The sequence below is a fragment of the Mesorhizobium sp. M7A.F.Ca.CA.004.12.1.1 genome (assembly GCF_003997835.1).
Taxonomy (GTDB): Bacteria; Pseudomonadota; Alphaproteobacteria; order Rhizobiales; family Rhizobiaceae; genus Mesorhizobium.
In genome coordinates this window covers 1-4274 of the sequence record NZ_RZRK01000536.1, presented here as the reverse complement: position 1 = coordinate 4274, position 4274 = coordinate 1, and the positions used below count along the sequence as shown (strand labels likewise).

5 protein-coding genes are annotated in these 4274 nt (G+C 62.0%); all 5 read right to left on the bottom strand.

The features are described from left to right. On the bottom strand, positions 1 to 1592 hold a 1592-nt coding region (locus EN984_RS24490), incomplete at its 3' end, for an ABC-F family ATP-binding cassette domain-containing protein (protein ID WP_164765615.1). Between the two features lie 124 nt (positions 1593 to 1716). After that, positions 1717 to 2166 carry a MucR family transcriptional regulator gene (locus tag EN984_RS24485; RefSeq protein WP_127268153.1) on the bottom strand — a complete coding sequence of 150 codons (450 nt, stop codon included), beginning with the start codon at positions 2164 to 2166 and terminating at the stop codon, positions 1717 to 1719. Positions 2167 to 2328: 162 nt separating this feature from the next. Then, entirely contained in the window at positions 2329 to 2532 is a 204-nt protein-coding gene (locus EN984_RS24480) for a hypothetical protein (RefSeq protein ID WP_127268154.1), read from the bottom strand. Continuing rightward, the gene (locus EN984_RS24475) at positions 2525 to 3451 is read right to left on the bottom strand and encodes a DMT family transporter (RefSeq protein WP_127270635.1); all 927 of its coding nucleotides are present in this window, start codon (positions 3449 to 3451) and stop codon (positions 2525 to 2527) included. The genes EN984_RS24480 and EN984_RS24475 overlap by 8 nt, the downstream gene beginning before the upstream one ends. Before the next feature lie 45 nt (positions 3452 to 3496). Then, a partial coding sequence (locus tag EN984_RS37845) for a hypothetical protein (protein WP_164765614.1) occupies positions 3497 to 4274 on the bottom strand: 778 nt, incomplete at its 5' end.

The window sequence follows — 4274 nt, the reverse complement described above, 5'->3', positions numbered from 1 at the left end:
GCCTCGCGCTTGCCGCGGCGGTCGCCGGAGACGCCGGTGACCAGCGTCTTGTAGTCCTCGAGATCGCCGTCATAGGGGTTGACCGCGCCGTCCTTGACCAGCCACAGGCGGTCGGCGGTTGCCTCCAGCAGATGGCGATCATGCGAGATCAGGATCACGGCGCCGGGAAACTCGTTCAGCGCATGGATCAGCGATTCGCGGCTATCGATGTCGAGATGGTTTGTCGGTTCGTCGAGGATGAACAGGTTTGGCCCCTCGAAGGCCGACAGCCCCATCAGCAGCCGCGCCTTCTCGCCGCCCGACAGATCCTTGGCGGCGGTGTTCATCTTCTCGGTCGTGAGGCCGAACTGGGCGACGCGGCCGCGCACCTTCGATTCCGGGGCCTCCGGCATCAGCCGGCGGACATGCTCGTAGGCGTTTTCGTCCGGCCGGAGGTCGTCGAGCTGGTGCTGGGCGAAGATCGCCACCTTCAACCCGGGCGCCACCGTCATGGTGCCACTCTCCTGCTTGAGCCGGCCGGACAGCAATTTGGCGAAGGTCGACTTGCCGTTGCCGTTGGCGCCGAGCAGCGCGATGCGGTCGTCGGCGTCGATGCGCAGCGTCATCTTCTTGAGGATCGGCTGACCCTCGGTGTAGCCGACATTGACGTTGTTCAGCGCCACGATCGGCGAGGCCACCGTCTTCACCGGCTCGGGGAAGGAGAACGGCCGCACCGAATCGTTCACGAGGGCCGCGATCGGTTTCATCTTCTCCAGCGCCTTGATGCGCGACTGCGCCTGTCTCGCCTTGGAGGCCTTGGCGCGGAACCGCTCGACGAAGGATTCCATGTGCTTGCGCGCGGCCTCCTGCTTGACCCGGCCCTTCTCCTGCAATTCCTTCTGCTCTGTATATTGACGCTCGAACTGGTCGTAGCCGCCGCGCCAGAAGGTCAGCTTCTTCTGGTCGAGGTGGACGATCGAATTGACGGCGCGGTTGAGCAGGTCGCGGTCGTGCGAGATCAAAAGCACGGTGTGCGGATATTTCGAAACGTAGTTTTCCAGCCACAGCGTGCCTTCGAGATCGAGATAGTTGGTCGGCTCGTCGAGCAGCAGCAGGTCGGGCTCGGCAAACAGCACCGCAGCAAGCGCCACGCGCATGCGCCAGCCGCCGGAGAAGGACGAGGCCGGACGCCGTTGCGCAGCGTCGTCGAAGCCGAGGCCGGCGAGAATGGTGGCGGCGCGGGATTCGGCTGAGTGCGCGTCGATATCGGCCAGCCGCATATGGATGTCGGCGATGCGGTGCGGATCGGTCGCCGTCTTTTCTTCTTCGAGCAGCGCCGTGCGTTCGAGATCGGCCTTGAGCACGATCTCGATCAGCGCGTCCTCGGTGCCCGGCGCTTCCTGCGCCACCTGGCCGATGCGGGTGCTCTTCGGCAGGCTGATCGAGCCTGTCTCGGACGGGAAATCGCCGGTGATGGCCTTGAACAGCGTCGTCTTGCCGGTACCGTTGCGGCCGACAAGGCCGGCCTTGGTGCCGGCCGGCAAGGTCAGCGAAGCATGGTCGAGAAGCAGGCGTCCGGCCATGCGGAGCGATAGGTCGTTGATGATCAGCATGGCCGCGCTTTTGCACCGGACATCAACGCTTCGCAAGGCCTTGCCGGCCAGTTGGCCGCACAAGGCCTCGAAACGACGCCAGCGAGGGCGTCGTCAAAGCAGCCGAACAGTGGCTTGCCTGCTCTCAGGCAGTCGCCTTGCGCTTCGTTGCCTTGGCGACAGCGGCCGGCGCTGCTGCCGGCTTGCGGCCAAGTCCCGTCGACTTTGCCAGCGCCGATCGCGTCGCCGAGTAGTTTGGCGCAACCATCGGATAGTCCGGCGGCAAGCCCCATTTGGCCCGATAATCGTCCGGGCTCAGGCCGTAGTCGGTCCGCAGATGCCGCTTGAGCGACTTGAACTTCTTTCCGTCCTCAAGGCAAATGATGTAGTCGGGAAACACCGACTTCTTCGGATTGACTGCCGGAACCAGGTTTGGAGTTTCCGCGACAACTGCACCAGCGAGCTTGCGAACCGAAGCACTGACGCTGGCAATCAACTCAGGCAGGCCGGCAGCAGGAAGCGGATTGTTGCCTACATAGGCCGAGACAATATCGGCCGTCAGCTCGATAACGGTCTTATCATCGATATTTGACAATTCTTTCACCTTATTTGCGACAAAATCCTCCACCCCAGCGAAGACTTGTGTCGATGTATCTCTTTAACCGCGTCCCCCAACGGACCGCCAAGTCTCATAAAAGAATGAAGAATCGGCAAAAATAGCATTCATGCGAAATCGACGCCGTGCAAATTAGAAAATCTAATACTTGGAACCAGCAGACTTAGCGGCAGGACTTTCGTCCAATATCTCCAGAATACGCTTCCAGCGGGCGCAACGCGCGAAATCCTTTTGTTCTATCGCCTTTTCGGCCCTCATCGCGGCGTAGAGCGGTGCCTCGGCGCCGAATTCGTCGATCAGCCAATGCGCTTCCTGATTGGCCAGACGCTCATTCTCGTCAAACATGGTTTTCGACCTCCGAACGTTCCACACCGACCGCGACACAACTGCCGATGACGAGGATGGCTCCGACAATGGCCGTCACCGTCAGCCGTTCGCCGGACAAGGTCAAAAGCAGGGTCGAGGCGATCGGCGTGAGATAGGCGACCACCGCGACCCTGTCGCTGCCTTCAAGCTTCAAGGCGCGCGACCAGAAATAGTAGCCCAGGCCCATCGGACCGGCGCCGAGATAAAGGCCGAGGGCCAGGTCCGCGCCGACGGGCCAGGTGAAACCGTCGCGAGCGCACCACAGAAACATCAAAGCGACGCCAATCAAAGACGATGGCAGCAACAGGCGATCCGCTGGAGTGGCCACCCGTCCCACCATGAGCGAATAGAAGGCCATGCACAGCGCTGACCCGAATGCGGCGAGATAGCCGACCAGATCGCCCTCGAACCAGGATTGGTTGCGCCCTCCCGAAATCACCAGTGCAACGCCGATGAAGCCCACCACCGCGGCGAGACCCAACAGTGCCGGACGCCGCGGATTTTCCAAGGCAATGACTGCCGCCGCGACCATCAGCGGCCAGGTGTAGGCCACCAGATTGGCCTCGATCACCGGCATCGAAGCGAAGGCGATGTATTGCAGCACCATGGTGCCGACCAGGCCGATGAAGCCGATCGCGAGAGAGATGAGCGCCGCCCCGGCGGTGACCGGTGCTACTCTTTCGCGGCTCATCAATCGGATGGCGGCGAAGACGAGTGCTGCGCCTGCAAATTGCAGGAACTGGACCTGCGAAACCGGTTGGCTGGCCAGCAGGGATTTGCCGACCAGGGCATTGGTGGACCACAACGCCACCGCACCGGCAGCGAAGACCAACGCGGATATCGAGCCGGATCCCTGCCGAAACAATCGGCATGGGACTCTATGTTGCTGTTCGACCATGATCCTGTCCGAAAACCGGTTCCGACTTTTCGGGGTCATGGTTCATTACCATGATTCCCTGGCGCCGCCCGGAACCGGTGCCTCGACGGCGGTGGGCACGGGATGCTCCGCCTCGAACCGACGATAGGCCGGCAGCTGATTGGTCCAGACATCTTCGGCCAGTTCGCTGACCCACTCACGGTCGTGGTCGTTGTCGGCGGCGAGATAGAACATTCTGTTATCGTCGACATAGGGTTTGGCCACCGAGCGCTGGTTGAGCACCAGCGTGACGCGCTCGCCGAACCGGATCGGAGCGGTGCGATGCAGGACGCCCAGGAATTGGCCGAGCGTCGCGTAGTTCATCTTGTGATCGATGCGCATGACACTGTTGCGCGGGATCTCGCGGCCGGCTTCGAGAATGGCGCGGCCGGTTTCGGAGTCGTCGCAGAAGATTTCGAGATGGCCGCCGACCAGCGGATTGCTGATCGACAGCGGAATGAGCTCGGTCACCGGAACGCCATCGCAATGCCACTCCACGGCGCCGTCGTTGGGATTCATGAAGGTGACCGTCGAGCCGACGATCGACAGCGGATAGGGCTCCAGCTTGGTGCCCGTCATGTCGGACAGCCGCTCCAGGCGCAGCTTGTCATGCAGCAATTCCTTGATCTCGGGGATGAAACGGTCGGCCCCGGTGATGAAGGTCAGATCGAGGTGCTTGTGCACGGCATGGCTGGCCTTGAGCTTCAGGGCAGCCTCCTCGATAGCTGCAAGCAGTGCCGGGTCATAGCCGTGCAGATATTGCGCGACACCGAAACTCGACACTTTCCAGGCGGTTTCATGGCCG